General features: G+C 32.9%; 13 protein-coding genes. 10 read left to right on the top strand and 3 right to left on the bottom strand.

Annotated features, from left to right (window positions below; all coding sequences use genetic code 11):
* Window positions 1–49 precede the first annotated feature (49 nt).
* Window positions 50–5,149, top strand: coding sequence for a translocation/assembly module TamB domain-containing protein (locus CW751_RS08355; RefSeq protein WP_101334556.1), 5,100 nt, complete (start codon window positions 50–52; stop codon window positions 5,147–5,149).
* Window positions 5,146–7,425 carry a translocation and assembly module lipoprotein TamL gene (gene tamL, locus CW751_RS08350; protein WP_101334555.1) on the top strand — a complete coding sequence of 760 codons (2,280 nt, stop codon included), beginning with the start codon at window positions 5,146–5,148 and terminating at the stop codon, window positions 7,423–7,425. Before CW751_RS08355 ends, tamL begins: the two co-directional genes overlap by 4 nt.
* On the opposite strand, the gene CW751_RS08345 is transcribed toward tamL, so the two are convergent.
* Window positions 7,422–8,450 (bottom strand): YihY/virulence factor BrkB family protein, encoded by a 1,029-nt coding sequence (locus CW751_RS08345; protein WP_101334554.1) that lies wholly within the window; start codon window positions 8,448–8,450, stop codon window positions 7,422–7,424. The two genes, tamL and CW751_RS08345, sit on opposite strands and share 4 nt — an antisense overlap.
* A gap of 159 nt (window positions 8,451–8,609) precedes the next feature.
* Here CW751_RS08345 and CW751_RS08340 point away from each other — a divergent pair, with 159 nt between their 5' ends.
* From CW751_RS08340 to CW751_RS08305, 8 genes are all read left to right on the top strand, one after another.
* Window positions 8,610–9,734: a DEAD/DEAH box helicase gene (locus CW751_RS08340; protein ID WP_240612551.1), complete on the top strand. Its 1,125-nt coding sequence runs from the start codon at window positions 8,610–8,612 to the stop codon at window positions 9,732–9,734.
* Between the two features lie 115 nt (window positions 9,735–9,849).
* Window positions 9,850–10,902 carry an endonuclease/exonuclease/phosphatase family protein gene (locus CW751_RS08335; protein ID WP_101334552.1) on the top strand — a complete coding sequence of 351 codons (1,053 nt, stop codon included), beginning with the start codon at window positions 9,850–9,852 and terminating at the stop codon, window positions 10,900–10,902.
* On the top strand, window positions 10,889–11,434 hold the full coding sequence (locus tag CW751_RS08330) for a hypothetical protein (RefSeq protein ID WP_101334551.1): 546 nt from the start codon (window positions 10,889–10,891) through the stop codon (window positions 11,432–11,434). The genes CW751_RS08335 and CW751_RS08330 overlap by 14 nt, the downstream gene beginning before the upstream one ends.
* Before the next feature lie 179 nt (window positions 11,435–11,613).
* Window positions 11,614–12,018 (top strand): hypothetical protein, encoded by a 405-nt coding sequence (locus CW751_RS08325; protein WP_101334550.1) that lies wholly within the window; start codon window positions 11,614–11,616, stop codon window positions 12,016–12,018.
* Window positions 11,961–12,422, top strand: a complete 462-nt coding sequence (locus CW751_RS08320; RefSeq protein ID WP_101334549.1) for a hypothetical protein — start codon at window positions 11,961–11,963, stop codon at window positions 12,420–12,422. Before CW751_RS08325 ends, CW751_RS08320 begins: the two co-directional genes overlap by 58 nt.
* 87 nt (window positions 12,423–12,509) lie before the next feature.
* On the top strand, window positions 12,510–13,151 hold the full coding sequence (locus CW751_RS08315; protein WP_101334548.1) for an ATP-binding cassette domain-containing protein: 642 nt from the start codon (window positions 12,510–12,512) through the stop codon (window positions 13,149–13,151).
* A gap of 3 nt (window positions 13,152–13,154) precedes the next feature.
* Complete coding sequence (locus tag CW751_RS08310; RefSeq protein ID WP_101334547.1) at window positions 13,155–14,330, top strand: ABC transporter permease family protein; 1,176 nt, start codon at window positions 13,155–13,157, stop codon at window positions 14,328–14,330.
* Window positions 14,331–14,429: 99 nt separating this feature from the next.
* Window positions 14,430–15,956: a thioredoxin-like domain-containing protein gene (locus CW751_RS08305; RefSeq protein ID WP_101334546.1), complete on the top strand. Its 1,527-nt coding sequence runs from the start codon at window positions 14,430–14,432 to the stop codon at window positions 15,954–15,956.
* 401 nt (window positions 15,957–16,357) lie between these two features.
* On the opposite strand, the gene CW751_RS08300 is transcribed toward CW751_RS08305, so the two are convergent.
* A complete protein-coding gene (locus CW751_RS08300; RefSeq protein WP_101334545.1) occupies window positions 16,358–16,552 on the bottom strand; it encodes a membrane or secreted protein in 195 nt (64 codons plus the stop codon).
* Between the two features lie 45 nt (window positions 16,553–16,597).
* Entirely contained in the window at window positions 16,598–17,347 is a 750-nt protein-coding gene (locus tag CW751_RS08295; RefSeq protein ID WP_101334544.1) for a GIN domain-containing protein, read from the bottom strand.
* Between the last annotated feature and the right edge of the window lies 1 nt (window position 17,348).

Raw genomic sequence — 17,348 nt, 5'->3', positions numbered from 1 at the left:
TAATAAAACAACGGTTAGAAATGTTAATTTTGAATAAACAGAACGATTTTTGGAAGAAAAGGTAAAGAAAAAACATAAAAAGCGTCCATGGTGGAAACGCGGTTTGCGGATTTTGGCATGGTTTGCCACTGTCCTTGTTGCCTTATTTATAATTATTGTTTTAATTGTTCGTAGTGAATGGGGTCAGCGACTTATCGTAGGTGAAGCTACCCAATTTATTACTGCTAAAACAGACACGGAATTCTCAATAGATAAGCTTTTTATTACTTTTTCAGGAGATATCTACCTTGAAGGACTCTATCTTGAAGATTTACAGAAAGATACACTCCTATATTCAAAGTCATTACAAGCTGGAATCCCAATATGGCCAATAATTATGGGAAATCCAATTGCCATAAACGGAGTCGAATGGAATGGTTTACGCGCCAATGTTCACCGTGAAGATTCCATTAGCGGCTATAATTTTCAATTCTTAATTGACGCTTTCTCGAGTGAATCGACTTCTGAAACGGAAAAATCAGTTGAAGAACAAGAACAAAATAGTGAGTCACCAAAAATTCAAATAGGTACAATACATTTTTCTAATTTTAAGGTGAATTACCATGATGAAGTCACAGGAATGGCTGCTGATCTTCAGCTGGGAGCTTTCAATTTTAAAGGAAAAAATTTTGATTTGAACAAAATGCAATTTGAGGTAGAACAAATCGCACTTAAAAATACAGATATAAAATATGTGCAAAACAAGCCTATTCCTCCTTCAACGGACACCACCTCTACTGAACTTCCGTTTATCAATGTAGATGAATTAAAACTTGAAAATGTGAATGCTTATTACCAATCCATTCCTGATGGTTTAGAAGCTACCGCAAACTTAAATCTTTTTAAAATTAATGTTCCTGCAGCGAATTTATCCAATCAGGAAATAGAGATCAATGAAATTATTTTAGATCAATCTTTTATTGACGTAAAAATAAGTTCAACTCAAGTCCAACCAAGAAAGGAAACTCAAATAGACACTATTGGGAACCAAAAAGACAGTTTACCATCCTCTTTTGAATGGCCTGATTGGAAAGTAGATATAAATAGAATTGCTTTTACCGATAATCAAATTCATTATACAACTTCTCCAAATGAAGTTAACAGTGCAGCCCTTGACCCCAACAATATTCAACTAGCTGATTTTAACTTCATAACCGATAAAATTTCATTAACAAAAGAAGAAACAGCACAATTTAAATTAGAATCTTTGTCGTTTAAAGAAAAGAGTGGTGTAACAATAAACAATTTTCAATTTGATGCTCATTTAGAACAAAATAAATTAGGTGTAACAGCATTTAATCTTGTTTCAGGTCAAACAAATTTAGTGGCGAATATTGATCTAGCATTTCCCAGCATTAATAAGATAATTCAACAGCCCGAACAAGCAGAATTAGATATTCGACTCTCCAAAATTTATGTAGAATTAAAAGATATTTTCACCATTCTTCCGGAGTTGAAAGAGAATGAATATTTACAAAAATTGAGCAAACATCCAATCGAAAGTCAGCTCTATGCCAAGGGAAGTATAAAAAAGATGAAGCTTTCTAAATTTGAATTGTTATGGGGATCAAATACGGCAATCCATACAAACGGACAGTTCCTCAACCTTACAGACACAGAAAGTCTTTATGCCGATATTGACAATTTAACGATTCAAACGCAGCGAATTGATATTGCTCAGCTGGTTGAAACAGATAGTTTAGGCATTTCTATCCCCGAAAAAATAAACATTCAAAGTAAAGTCAAAGGTGGTTTGTCGGCTATTGAGACACAAACAAAAATTCAAGTTCCAGAAGGAAAAATAAACCTTGATGGCGGTTTTAAAAATAATAATCAATTATCTTTCAATGGAAAACTATCGGTAATTGATTTAGCATTAGGTAAAATTATTAATAATCCTTCAATTGGAATTGTTGCATTTGATATTGAAGCACAAGGTAAAGGAAATAACCTTCAAGATTTGAATGCTGAGCTTCGATCTGATTTTTCACATTTAGAATTTAATAACTATGATTTTTCTGCACTCGAATTAGACGGTCAACTGAAAAATGGAAAAGGTGATATCAATTTATGTTTTAAAGATGATCATTTGAATCTAACATTAGACACACAACTTGATTTAGATACACTTCGTCCAGAAGCATCAATCGATTTAAATGTTAAAGGAGCTAATTTGATGGCTTTAGGATTAACAAAAGACAATATTAAGAGTAGATTAAGTTTGCAGTCGGAACTGAAAGGAAATTCAGACCAATTTAAAGTAACGGCAAACATATCAGAAGGGGTAATTGTTTCAAATAAAGATAATTACTATTTAGGTCCTGTTATAATGGCTGCAGAACTTGATAAGGACGGCACCTCAATGGATGTAAAAAGTAACTTCTTAAATTTAGCTTTACGCGCCAACGCAGGTCCTGAGAAGATATCCAAATCCATTCAAGACCATTTAACCAATTACTTTGCCGATTCTATTGCTCGCCAAGACAGTATTTCAAATCCAGTACAACTCTCATTAGATTTAGATTTCACAGAAAATGAACTATTCAGTTCTTTTTTAGTTCCAGAATTAAAAACAATGGATACACTAAATTTAACCGTTAATTTTAACGAAAGTAAAAATGATTTATCCACAACTGTATCACTTCCATACCTAAATTATGCAGGTAATACGATTGACAGTTTAAAATTTAAAATAGATGCAAAACAAGAAGATGCTATGTTTAGATTTGGCTTTAAAGCATTAAAAGCAGACCCTATTGCAATGAATCAAACCTATTTTGATGGAGATTTAAAAAACGGTAACTTAAATTTACATTTTCACTCTTTTGAAGGTGAGGAAGAACTATATATTGTTAAAACAGAAATTTCAGGAAAGAATAACAATTTAAAAATTCATTTTTTACCAGAACCTTTAAAGTTTAATGGAGAAACTTGGTCTATTCCAAAAAACAACGAGCTCACCATTCAGAAAGATCAAATTATTGCAAAAGAATTCAAATTTACTAAAGGAAATCAAAGCATAGGTCTTGCAAACGATCTTATATCGCGCAAAGAAAATAATATCGGCATTGGGTTTAAAAACTTCAAACTGCAAAATCTATTGGCTTTATTTAATGATGAAGAACTTTTGGCTTCAGGAGATTTGAATGGTAATATCGTTGCTATTGATCCGTTGGATAAACTTGGATTAAATGCAGACTTAAAAATAGATAATTTAAAAGCCTTACAAGCAGAAATTGGTCAATTAAATTTGAGCGCTTCTTCAAAAACACTCGAAGATTACAATGTTGACTTATCAATTCAAGGAAATCATCTTGACATTGATGTAAATGGAGATTATAAATCGAAAGTATCAGAAAACCAATTAGACTTTGTTGCCAACCTACACCAAATAGACCTTGAAACAATTGCAGCCTTATCAAACGATAATTTAACCAATGCAAGTGGTAACATATCAGGAAAAATTGAACTTAAAGGCAATATAAGCTCACCTATTTACGATGGTTTTATACAGTTTAATCAAGCTGAAATGAATGTTACCCAACTTAATTCTAAATTCAAATTAGCCAATGAGCGCATCGGTATAAATAATGAAAAAATTAGTTTTAAGCAGTTTTCTATAGCAGACCAAAACAACAATAAATTTGCTTTGAATGGTGATATACAAACCAACGACTTTTCAAATCCATCTTTTAATATTGGAATAAAAGCTAATAATTTTCAAGCCATCAATTCAACAAAAAAAGACAATGAAGTTTTTTACGGGGATTTGAATTTTGATATGAACGGAGATATAAAAGGAGATTTGAATGCACCATTTTTGGATCTTAACTTAGCTATCAATGAGAAAACAGATTTCACTTACGCATTACAAGATGCACAAGCGCAGCTTGAGAAAAGAGATGGTGTTATCGAATTCGTAAATAAAGAAAATCCCGATAATATTTTGACAGCCAACGAGGATTCAACAAATATTGTTGCCTTTGGAGGTATTGAAGTGCATGCAAAACTAAAAGTTGAGCAAGGTGCAGAATTCAATGTTATTGTAGATCCAAAAACCGGTGATAACCTTAATGTATCTGGTGCTGGAGACTTAATATTTAATTTAGAGAAAAACGGAAGAACCACTTTAAGTGGTAAATACACCATTGACAAAGGACATTACAATTTAAGCTTGTACAATTTAGTAAAAAGAGAGTTTGAGTTTGAACCAGGAAGTTCTATTTCTTGGAGTGGTGGAGATCCGATGGATGCTGATTTAGACGTTACAGCAAGTTATTCAGTTAAAGCATCCGCATCCGCACTGATGGCAGCACAAACTGCAGGAGCCAGTGAAGAGGTGAGAAATAAATACCGACAACAATTACCTTTCTTCGTTTATCTAAATGTAAATGGAGAAATTGATCAACCACAATTAAATTTCAACTTGGGAATGCCAGAAGAATCAAAAGGAGCTATTGATGGAACGGTTTACAGTCGTATTAGACAAATCAACAACCAGGAAGATGCTTTAAACAAACAAGTTTTCTCCTTACTGGTACTTAAAAAGTTTTATCCAAATCCTGGATCTGATGGTTCGAGCGGAGGAACAGCCAGCTTAGTGCGAAAGAATATCAACCAAGCCATTTCCGATCAACTCAATGCATATTCAGATAAATTAATGGGTAACTCTGGTGTAGAGCTTAATTTCGGATTAGATAGTTATACAGATTATCAAGGAGAAACAGCCGATCAACGGACAGATTTAAACGTTAGTGCACAAAAAAAACTACTTGATGATCGATTAATTGTAGAAGTGGGAAGTACTGTAAATGTTGAAGGTGATGCTCCTCCAGGTCAGGATGCAGTTGTGGGAAATGCAAGTATTCAATATTTAATTACCGAGGATGGACGATGGAGAATAAAAGGTTATCGCGATAGCGAATATCAAAATGTTATTGATGGTCAGGTTTTCGTCAATGGAATTGCGTTAATATTCCAACGACAATTTAATCATTTTGAGGACTTATTTGGTGATAAAAAACAAAAGAAAAATCCAGAGGATCAAAAAGATAAATCAAATTCAAAAACGAAATCAGATATCAATCAGCCAAAAAAAGAAGAAGAATGAACATTAAAAATTTCTTCAAATATTATTTATGTTTTGCTTTGGCAATAGTAATGAGCGCTTGTAGCATCAAGAAGCATATTCCCGAAGGAGAGTTTCTATACCGTGGTGGAGATGTTACCGTTATAGACACCAATGATGTAGAAAACAAAGCCGATTTAGAAAATGAGCTTCAGAGCTTGCTTTATCCTGCACCAAATACTCGAATATTATGGATGTACCTTGGTTTATATTATCATTATAAAGCCCAAAAAGAAGATCCTAATTTTATTGTTCGTTTTATGAACAAAAAGATAGGCGAAGAACCTGCTTACTTTTCAGATGTTAAAATTGATGTCACCAAAAATTTAATTGAAAATCGATTGCAAAACAATGGTTTTTTCTATAGCGAAACAGCCTCTTCTATTAAAAAAGATAGCACTAAGGCAACAGCAGAAACCAATTATACTGTGCGGATTGGCAAACCCTACAGACTTAATAAATACAAAATAGAGCGCGATACAACAGATCGGAATTATCCTATATACACAGAATTAGAAAATGCACTATCAGAAACATTTATTAAAGATTCTTTTAGGTATAATTTACGTGGTTTTAAAGCCGAGAGAGAAAGAATTGACCAATACCTCAAAGAAAAAGGATATTATAATTTCAATGCTAGTTTTATACTTTTTCAAGCCGATACAAACTTAAATAACAACCGAACTTATAATTTGTATTTGAAATTAAAGAATGGTGTTCCCCAAAAGTCTAAAGTTCCCTATGAAGTAGAGCAGATTCAAGTTTTTCCGAACGCTTCACAAGACACGTCTGCAGTATCAGCTGATTCTGTTCTCGTAAATAACATTACATTTATTCAAAATGAACTTTTCTTTAAACCTCATCGTTTACAACCTTTTGTAATCATAGAACCGGGAAAGAGATATGACCCCACAAAATCTAAATATACCAGTCGTCGCCTCTCCTCTATTGGCACTTATAAGTTTGTCAATATTGATTATCAGGAAATAGAACCAAAAGAAGAAGATAGTTTGTGGAAGCGAAAGTTAAAGGCAGATATTTATTTGTCGCCACTTACAAAGCGTTCTTTAAGGGCCGAGCTCCAAGGTGTTACTAAATCCAATAATTTCACGGGGCCAAATGTTGGTTTAACTTATACCAATCGAAATATATTTAAAGGAGGAGAAAGTTTTTCAGCGACTGGTAGTTTTGGTTATGAAAAACAATTGGGACGTAAAACAAATGGTTCGAGCAGTTTACAGTTGGGAGCAAAAGTATCTTTGACCTTTCCACGTTTAATTTTCCCAGGAAATTTAGAGCCCTATTTCAAATATTCTGTTCCGAAAACAAAAATCAGCACAGGATTTGATTATTTCAACCGAACAAAATTATACAACTTGAATTCTTACTCTGCATCATTTGGATATATGTGGAATGCAAATCGGTATGTAACGCATCAACTTACTCCTTTTCAAATAAATTTTGTGAAACTTGGAAATACCAGTGATGAATTTGAGCAAATTTTGGATGATAATCCATTTTTGAGAAGAAGTTTCGAGCAACAGTTTCTTGCCGGACTTACGTACTCATTTACATATAATGAAGTGAATAAAACCAATAATAAAGGAGAAATTAACTTTCAAATGAACTTTGATATTGCAGGAAATAGTATCAATCTTTTTGGTAAAGAGCAACCCGATGGAATTAAGACTTTTTTGGGTTTAAAATATGCGCAATACGTAAAAGGAGATGTTGATTTCAGTTATCATTACGAACTAGGAAAAAACGGTCATGGACTAATTGGTCGTATTTTTGGCGGAATTGGTGTTCCCTATGGAAATTCACGTGCATTGCCCTTTGTAAAACAATATTTTGCAGGCGGTTCTTATAGCGTTAGGGCATTCCAAATCCGTTCTTTAGGTCCAGGTTCTCACCAACCAGATGATAATGAAAATGGCTATTTTGATCAGGCTGGAGACATACGATTAGAAGCAAATTTAGAATATAGGTTTCCAATCATTTCAGTGCTGAAAGGTGCTGTATTCCTAGATGCAGGTAATGTGTGGTTGAAAAATGAAAATACAGCACTTCCAGGTGGTAAATTCTCAGACAACTTTATCAACGAAATTGGTATAGGTCCAGGAGTTGGACTCCGAGTGGATGTTCAAGGATTTGTAATCCGATTTGATTTTGCTGCTCCCATAAAAAGACCTTCATTAGATTGGAAGTTTGAATATAAAAACCCAGTATTTAATTTTGCGATTGGTTATCCATTCTAATCGCCATTCAGGTTGGATTTATAGGTCTCATAATCCATTTCTTGAAGGCTGATTTTTTTGGCATGATTCGCCGGCCGAATTGGTCTACCTTTGTAAATCATTATGGCTCTTGTTATTTCGGCTCCAATTAAGATAACTACTGTGGAATAATACACCCAAATTAAAAGTACAATTACGGATCCTGCTGCTTGATAGGTTTGTGAAAATGTACTATTCGATAAATACATTTGAATGGCATATTTCCCCAATACAAATAATCCAGCCGTTATTAACGATGCCATTCCAACATCTTTCCACCGCAGTTTAACATCTGGTAAAAACTTAAAAATCATCGCAATAATTACAAAAATAATAGCGAATGAAACGACTGTACTCACAATAGTCAAAAGAACTCCTGTATTTTCACCAATCAATTTTTGAATTTCATTGAAAAATAATTCAAGTAAAGTATCACTAATTAATGAGACAATTAAAATGAATCCCATCCCTACAATCATTCCTAATGAAAGCACACGGTTAATTAAAAATTTAACAAACCCTCTTTTAGGTTGCGCTACGACATCCCAAATTCTATTTAATCCTTGCTGCAGACACATAAAAACTGTTGTTGCGGAAAAAACAAGTGTCCCTACACCAATAACGGTCTGAAGTACACCATCTCCCCCTACATTTACTTGCATGATAATGTCGGATATGGAATTGGCAATTTCAGGACCAATAAACTCTCCTAATTGCGTAGTTAACTCACCTGAAGCTGCATCTTTTCCAAGAAAAAAACCAGCCACAACAATTATCGTAACCATTAAACCTGGTAAAGAAAATATAGTATAAAATCCAATTGCTGCTGCAAAAGTCATTAAACTGTGTGAACTTACACCGTCAATAATGGTTTTTACCACATCTATAATCGGATTAAGTAACTTTTTTATCTTATGAATCATTGTGTTTATTTTTCTTCTGCCATTAAAGATAAAACTAAATGACTTTGCTGATGGAATTGTTTTATAAAAAATCTTAATTTTCATAAATGCAATCTCATGTCCCAGATCATGAAATCCCAAAAAAAAATAATATTATTCTTTTCTTAAAGCCTATCCTCCACTCCATCTTTATCGTTTTACATCATCAAATAGCCAATGCTCTTTACTTTTATCTATCTTTACAAATTCAATAAAAAACGAACAGTGAAAGATTTTAAAGAATTAGGAATTGATGCTGACCTGAACAAAGGTCTTCGAGAAATGAATATTATTGAGCCAACCACCATACAGCAAAGGGTTATACCAATATTACTTGCCTCCAATATAGAAATGGTTGCTCAAGCACAAACAGGAACTGGTAAAACAGCTGCTTTTGGTTTACCTTTATTAGAAAAAATTGATACTAAAATTCAACACATTCAGGGTTTAATTTTATGTCCAACACGTGAACTCGCACAGCAAGTAGCTAAACAACTTTTTAAATTTACCAAATTCACTGAAAAAGTTTTTGTTGAATCCGTTTATGGAGGTGAGCGCATAGAAAAGCAAATTTCGAATCTACAACGTCCAACACACATCGTTGTAGCAACTCCTGGTCGCTTGATTGATTTATTAGCTAGAAAAGTCATTCATTTAGATCACGTTAAAACAATTATTCTAGACGAGGCTGATGAAATGCTAAGTATGGGATTTCAAAAAGAACTCAATCAAATTTTAACATCTCTTCCTCAAGTAAAAAACAAATGGCTTTTTTCAGCTACCTTACCACAAGGTATAGAACAAATCGTTGCTGCACATTTATCTCCAAAGGCGGTAAGAATAAGTATTGACAAAGCAGATGTAGTTAATAAGAATATTGATCATCAGTATCTCGTATGTGATGAATCAGAAAAGTTAGAAGCGCTTTTACTTTTCTTAAAATCACAGGAAGGAAACCGTGGGGTTGTTTTTTGTAAAACAAAAGCTGCCACTAAAAAACTATCCAAACAACTCATTGCAAAAAACTGTTCCGCAGACGCAATTCATGGAGATTTACTTCAAAAAGAACGTGATAAAGTCATGCGTGCATTTAAAAATGAATCTTTAAGAATTCTTGTAGCAACAGACGTTTCGGCAAGAGGTATTGACATTGCAGATTTAGCATTTGTCATTCACTATCAGCTTCCCGAAAGTTTGGAATATTATACACATCGTAGCGGCCGTACTGCCAGAGCAGGTAAAAAGGGGATTTCAATTTGCTTTGTTAATAACGCTGAAGCAAAAACACTTAAAGATTATGAAAGAAAACTGGGCATAACTTTCCAAAAGATCAAACGAAACGAAAGATAGTTAGTGGTCAGCTCAAACTTAAGTTTGGATTTTTTTTTCGTTTAAAATATAGCATACCAATATTTCGATTAAAAAAATTTGCTGCTTTTTAATATCTTTGAAAAAACAGATATCTATGGAACTTTTCTTTTTAATATTTTCAATACTGCTTATATTATTAAGTATTCTTCCATTTTCTCAACATCAACATTGGGTTTTTCGGGTTCCAGAGTTTATAAAACTTCAAATTTTGGTGCTACAAATCATCGCTAGCATTGGGTTGGTAGCTTTTATGAAGGACAACATACTATATTACGCTGTTTTATTAATACAAATTGCACTTATCGTTTATCATTTATATTTATTTTTTCATTTTACCCAATTGCATAAAAAACCAACTCCCGAAAATGAAAATGCTCAAAAACTCAAAATTATCTCTACTAATGTATATCAATACAACACAGATTACGAGCGCTTTTTAAACTTAATAAAAGACGAATGTCCAACGCTATTTTTAACCATAGAAAGTAATTCTGATTGGGAAAAAGCCATGCAAGAATTGGAAGCAGATTATCCATACACTCAAAAAGTTACATTGGAAAACACCTATGGTATGCATTTATATTCAAAAATACCTTTTGAAAGTGTAAAAACACATTATTTTGTTGCAGAAGATGTTCCTTCCATCGAAGCACATTTCAAAACAGAAAATGGAAATAACTTTTGTCTTTTTTGTGTTCATCCGCCTCCCCCTTCACCTACGCAAGAGGCTAACTCAAAAGAGCGTGATGGCGATTTAATGTGTATTGCCAACAAAATTAATCAGATGAATAAACCTGTTTTAGTGGTGGGTGATTTCAACACTGTTGCATGGTCGAAAGTATCACTGATATTTAAAAAGGCTAGTCAGTTAATTGACGGTAGACATGGACGAGGAATCTTAGCCTCATTTCATGCAAAATATTGGTTTTTTAGAGCTCCGTTGGACTTGGTTTTTCACAGTAAACATATTTTTTTGGGAAAATTAGACATTTTGAAATCAATCGGTTCAGATCATTTCCCTGTTGCATGTGAGTTTAGTTTGAATAAAGTAATTGACACGAAAGAGAACAATTTATCAAACCAAGAAATCCAACAAAAAGAAAAAATGATTAGAGAAGGTAAAGCTGAGGAAAGTGACAAAAGGTAAAGATCATAAAAGTCATTATAGAGTTGCTATAGTACTTGCAGCTTTGTCCTTATTAAGTGCTTTTATCTTTAATGAAATTAATCTAAAACATCTTCAAAAAGATCATGTTCCACTTCGAGAAAACGAAACGATAATCACCGCAGATGATTACACCTATATCAGTCCGGCTCAAAACTTACTAACTACAGGTGAATTTAAAGAAAATTTCCCTGGAAATGGCGCCTTCCTCATCCGATCACCTGGCTATTCCAGCATTTATGCATTTTTCGGTTTATTTTTAGATTTTAAGAATACATTATTTGCTGTTAAAATACTACAACTCGTACTTTTTGCCTTAGCCATTTATTGTATGTATTTTATTGCATTGTATTTTCTTCTTAATCAAACTTGGGCACTAATCGTTACTGGATTTTATGGTTTTTCTGGCATCGGATTCGGTTTTATTTACTACACCCTAACCGAAGGAATTACACCTGCATTGATTATTATTTTCACATTTATATTACTTCAGGCAAAAAAACTCAGTCAATAAAAAGAAAACAATGGATCTATTATTTCAGTGCAGTCCTATTTTCATTTATATTCATTACCCGCCCTTTTCTTGGCGTTTTTGGAGTACTATTTCCATTTTTTATAATTTCAGACTTTGTAAAACAACCGAGGAGATGCATTTTAAACCTAATTTTAGTTGGTTTCATTTCAATAGGTGGAATGTTGTTCTGGCAAATTAGAAATTACAACATCACCCATGAAATTGTATCTTTAAACCCCATATATTATCCAGAAAACAGTCACTCAAGCTTTAGACCAACACACCAAGCTCTATGGAATTTAAGTAAAGGTTGGGGTGAAATAGGTGCCAACTTCCATGATTATATGGGAACTTTTTGGAGTGGAGCTATGCGGGGTGTAACAGCTCAAGAAAATACGCGTGAAATTATAGATCGATTACCGAAGCACATTGTAAAAGAATTAGGACGTGAACGTTTTAGGGAAATGTTTTTAAATTACCACCAATCTATCTTACACCAAAAAAATACATTGATCAAAATCGTGCAATGCCTAAAGATATACCTGAACTTGAAAAGTCTACCATTACTCAAATTAAAGCCTTAACTGCTGATTTCAAAAATAAATTCTGGATTCAATATTACATCACCAGTCCACTAAAAGTGTTTAAAGAAATGGCATTTCACTCCAATTTATCTCTTTATGTTTTTCAAAAATCATTCAGGGGACATCCTTTGATGGAGTTTTTAAGACTCCTCTCTTTTATTGTACATGCACTCGCTTTTTTGGCACTTCCCTTTAGCGTATTTATGAGAAAACCACATTATTTAAAATCAATATTTTCTTATGTTTTAATTATTTATGTTGGTTATTTAATTTTTATTCAACGCGGAATTGAAGAACGTTACACCCTTCCAATCTTAGCTTTATCCCTTATTTATCTTGCGTATTTCATTAAAACACGCTACTCATTGATAAGCAAAAAACCAAACACAACACCTAATAAATAATTGATTAACAAATAATTGAAATAAAAATTGATTTTATTTTTACATTGGAACGAAAATTGACAGATAACAACACACAAAAGAAAAACTATGAACATTCATTTTGACAAAGTCATTCCGATTCCACTTTCTGGAATTTCACACAGTGCTCAAAGTATTTGGGGCAGTTCATTTTCCTTAAATAAAGGCGAAAAAGTAATGCTCAACGCATCTAGCGGAAAAGGAAAAACGACTTTTACACATACGCTTGCCGGGATTCGTAATGATTTTAACGGTAAAATCCGCTTTGATGAGAAAGAAATCACTTCATTTTCACCTACAGCATGGGCGGATTTAAGAAAAAATAAGATCAGTTTTGTTTTTCAAGACCTTCAATTATTTCCGCAATTAACAGTTGAAGAAAATCTTCAGCTAAAAAATCAGCTTACCGATACTTTCTCAGCAAAAACATTAAAAGAAATGCTCAAAGCACTTGAAATTGAAGATAAATGGAAAGTTCCTTGCGGTATTTTATCAATGGGACAACAGCAGCGTGTAGCTATTATCCGTGCATTAAGTCAGCCTTTTGATTGGTTAATTATGGATGAACCATTTAGTCATCTAGATGAAGAAAATACCCAAAGATCACTTCAATTAATTGATGAAAGAGCAAATCAACTTAATGCTGGGTTCGTCTTAACCACTTTAGGAGAAGATCATAGTTTTAATTTTAATCGAACACTTAATTTATAAATCATGGTAAAGAAAATTTTATTTAGTTATCAAAATAAAACGCAATTGATCATTGCTATGATTGGTTCATTTTTAGGTTTTACTTTTCTAGTTACTTCTATTCATTACCTCATAAGGGTAAACGAATTTGGAGAAGGCGAAGATATTTTAGGAAATAATACTATGATTATCCAAAAGGAAGTTAATAATTATAGCAGCATGAAAATGACTAAGACAGACTTTAGTCAGCGTGAAATTGAAAGTATTCGCAATGAAAGTTTTACTGAAAGTTTACAGCCAATCTTAAGTAATAGTTTTGGCGTTTCATTACAGACAGACAGCGAACTTGTTCCTTATTTTCGTTCAGATGTTTTTGTACAGTCGGTTGATAATGAATTCACTAAAATCGATGCTGCTGCTTGGAAATGGGAACCAGGTGATGAATTTGTTCCCATAGTTTTACCCCGCGATTTTTTAGTAATGCTCAACACATTTGCAAGTGCAAAAGGAATTCCTCAAGTATCGGATGATTTAGCCAAAACAATAGGCTTTAAATTCACTTTATACAACGATGAGAAAAAAGACTGGGAAAAAGTAAAAATTGTCGGCTTCACAAATGAAGTTTCTGCTATTTTAGTTCCTGCATCTTTCATGGAATATGGAAATGCTACTTTTCCAACAAGCGTACCTGCAAAAACAACTCAATTGATGTTAACAGTAAAGGAAGGTCGTTTTGGTGAATTTGAAAATTATTTGGAAAAACGTTCTTTAGAATCAAAAGAGAACTCTATGATTGTAGGTAAACTGAAAAGCGTTGCAGGAACTTTATTTTCCATACTTATAGGAATAAGTGTCATAACAGTTTTTTTAGCAGGTTTAGTTTTAATACAGTACGCGCAGTTATTAATTTCAAGAAACGAATACGAAATACGTACTTTATTGCGACAAGGATATGCGCCTAACCACATCATTAGAACTATAATCTTATACTTTATTAAAGTGTTTGCTATTATTGCAGGTGCGAGTTTGCTTGTTTTTGGAGTGGCCAAATTCTTTATTGATGAATTATTGGTTCAAGGTGGAATCCATATCGCTTCAGGGTATACACTGTTAAGTATTTTATCGGTAGTGATTGCTTTTGGCATATATACCGTTGTCAATTACTTCAATGCTAAGAAGGGCATTTTAAAATCTCGTTGATCAAATTAGTTAAAAATGTGTTAAAAGGATAAACCTCTTCACGTTTCAACCGTTAAAATTAAAGAATACAAATTATATTAGCATAAATTGAAAAGAATTATGAAAATAATTAATACACTTATACTTACTGCATTATTAGGATTCAGTGGGTTTTCTCAAGATTTAACATTTAAAGTAACAGGTATCAAAGATACTACTGTTCATTTAGTAAAATATGTCGGAAGTAAATTATATTACGCTGATACGGCTCAATTGGTAAACAGCAAAGTTACTTTCGATGGCAGTAAACAAGATCCTGGAATAATGGCGCTTTTATTGCCCGGACAACGTTATTTTGAGTTCATCCACAATAATGAGAAGGTTCACATTGAAACAAAGTCTCCTAACTATGTTGATCACATGGTGGTTAAATCTTCAAAAGAGAATAAAATTTTCTTGGATTACATCCGATTCATGAAAAGATCTAGAGAAACAGCAGAAGGTTTTCAATCTAAATTATCCAATATAGAAGATAAAAACTCAAAAGAAGCCAAAGAATTAAAGAATAAAGTCAACGAAGTCGGTGATAAAGTGAAGGCATATCAAAATAAAGTAGTTAAAGATAATCCAAATACTCTTGCTGCTGCTATTATCAAAATGTCTACAGATTTAGAAATCCCAGAATCTCCTAAAGATGAAAATGGCGATCCAATCAATGAAAACTTTAGTTACGAATATTACAGAGATCATTATTTTGACCATATAGACTTAACAGACGATCGACTTGTTAACACTCCTTTATTACAAAATAAGATTGAGTATTACTATTCTAAAAAGATGCTTTTGCAACACCCAGACACTTTAATAAAATACATTCATCCCATTGTAGACGAATTAGATGAATCCTCTATGATGTATAGATTCTTTGTAACGAATATTACTTCACATTTTGAGAAATCAAAAATTATGGGAATGGACAAAGTGAGCAATTATATGATCAATAGATATTATTGTGCAACTAATGATCAAGGTGAATATAAAGGGCATTGGATGGAAAAGGAAAAGTTGGACGAACTGTGTAAGGACACCAAAAAAAGACTTCGACTTGTTCAAGGAGAAATTCCACCCAATCTTATTTTACCAGATTCTACAAATCAAAAATGGTATAATCTATACGAAACAGAAGCAGATTACACAATATTGTACTTTTGGGATCCAGGATGTGGCCATTGTAAAACTGTAACACCGAAATTAGAAACACTTTACTCTGAAAAGTTTAAAGCGCGAAATGTTGAGATTTTTGCGGTAGGAAAAGCAACAGGTGATGACTTTGAGGATTGGAAAAAGTTCATAAAAGATAAAGGATTGAGTTTTATTAATGTTGGTATTACGAGAGACATATACAATCAAGCCAAAGAAAATCCAAGATCGTTAATCCCTTCTAAAACAACATTGGAATCGATAAACTATCAGGACACCTATGATATTTATTCGACACCACGAGTTTGGATTTTGGACAAAGACAAAAAAATCATTGCTAAATCTTTAAGCATTGGTCAAATTGAGCGATTAATTGATGATTTACAAGATCGTTCTGATGATAAGAAGCTCTTTGAGCTTGATGAAAATGCCACTGATATCAAGTAAAGATTAAGCGCTTGAAATTTGAAAAGCTTAATGTTAAGCTGGTAGATGTAGATAAAGATTTCTCGTAATCTGAATAAAATGGAAACGTAAGAAAAAAGGAGAAAAGATTCGCTTTTCTTCTTTTTTCTTATTCTCAACTCTAACTGACTTTCATTTCTCCATCTCTAAAGTCAAAGATTTTAGAGATGGAGGAATTTTATTAATACCATATTAGTATAATTGTAGGGAATCACGTAAAAAATAGAGATTTACGCAATTTAGAGTCTATTGTATAGTTGTAAGCGTTATGGGTTGAATCAATCTTTTATCGAAAAAGAATTGCACATTCATACGCTCTCATCGTATGAAAAACAAAAGGAAGACGGTGGTTGCGTTTAAGGATTATATTGATAAAGCATCAATTACTGCTTATCTGATTGACATTTTTCTTCTGGTTTAGCACCACACATTCCACATGCCGCACCTTCTTCTTGTAAAACTGGATTATTACTTGCGCAAGTACCTGCAAATTCACCATCTTTTTTAGCCCAAATTTTTATTGCAATCCCTCCGAATGCTAAGGCTAATAAAACAACTGCTATTATTATTAAATCCATTGGTTTGTTCTTCTTTTATTATGCTACAAAAATAAGATATATATCTTAATTATTCAAATCGATTAGATTTCCTTTCCCGTATTTGGAAAAAGATACAGTCCCAGGGTTTCCAACATATTTTATATTGCCACTCTCATATATTTCAGCTTTGAAAGAATGAGAATTTGCATTGATCAACATATTGGATACCGTATTAGAAATAACATTCAAACCATGTGTTACTTTTAGCTTTCTCGTATCACAATAACTATTGGTATTACAGTGTAAAAATGCAGCATTAGTATAGCCACTCAACTTAAAGTTTCCAAAACCATGTGTAATGACCGCACTGGTGTAACTGTTTTTTAATATTAAATTAACATCTCCAGCACCATCCGTAATCATCAATCTCAATTCGTTTGAAAATAAAGTATCCTTACTCAATAATTGTTTAGAACCTTCATAATGAATAGACCGGACAGTATCCACATAAATATAAGCATGTATTTCATTTTTAAACGACCTCAAAAAGCTACATTTATTTTTGTTGCGCAATGTTAATTTCTTATCGCCTACCTGCACATCTATGTGTTTCAATAAATTATCTCCGCCTTTCAAAACAACTTTATGCTCATCACTATCAATTAAAGTGTAAAATAAATTATCGTAAAGCATTAAACTATCTACTTGAATCGGTAAAACATATTCTAAAGACGCATCATCACCTTTTCCTTTAAAACAGGCACGATCTTCTGCTTTTTTACATGCAAAAAACACAAAAGTGAATACCAACAAAATGCTACTTTTCTTTAACATA

It is taken from the genome of Brumimicrobium salinarum (assembly GCF_002844555.1).
GTDB lineage: Bacteria > Bacteroidota > Bacteroidia > Flavobacteriales_D > Crocinitomicaceae > Brumimicrobium > Brumimicrobium salinarum.
The sequence above is the reverse complement of the archived record's forward strand: the minus strand, read 5'-3'. Positions and strand labels throughout refer to the sequence as shown.

What these genes read in the sequence shown, in the direction of transcription:
- tamL (WP_101334555.1), top strand. Translation starts at nt 5,146, where the DNA reads ATGAACATTAAAAATTTCTTCAAATATTATTTATGTTTTGCTTTGGCA.
- CW751_RS08345 (WP_101334554.1), bottom strand. Translation starts at nt 8,450, where the DNA reads ATGAAAATTAAGATTTTTTATAAAACAATTCCATCAGCAAAGTCATTT.
- CW751_RS08335 (WP_101334552.1), top strand. Translation starts at nt 9,850, where the DNA reads ATGGAACTTTTCTTTTTAATATTTTCAATACTGCTTATATTATTAAGT.
- CW751_RS08325 (WP_101334550.1), top strand. Translation starts at nt 11,614, where the DNA reads ATGTTGTTCTGGCAAATTAGAAATTACAACATCACCCATGAAATTGTA.
- CW751_RS08320 (WP_101334549.1), top strand. Translation starts at nt 11,961, where the DNA reads ATGCCTAAAGATATACCTGAACTTGAAAAGTCTACCATTACTCAAATT.
- CW751_RS08315 (WP_101334548.1), top strand. Translation starts at nt 12,510, where the DNA reads ATGAACATTCATTTTGACAAAGTCATTCCGATTCCACTTTCTGGAATT.
- CW751_RS08310 (WP_101334547.1), top strand. Translation starts at nt 13,155, where the DNA reads ATGGTAAAGAAAATTTTATTTAGTTATCAAAATAAAACGCAATTGATC.
- CW751_RS08305 (WP_101334546.1), top strand. Translation starts at nt 14,430, where the DNA reads ATGAAAATAATTAATACACTTATACTTACTGCATTATTAGGATTCAGT.
- CW751_RS08300 (WP_101334545.1), bottom strand. Translation starts at nt 16,552, where the DNA reads ATGGATTTAATAATAATAGCAGTTGTTTTATTAGCCTTAGCATTCGGA.
- CW751_RS08295 (WP_101334544.1), bottom strand. Translation starts at nt 17,347, where the DNA reads ATGTTAAAGAAAAGTAGCATTTTGTTGGTATTCACTTTTGTGTTTTTT.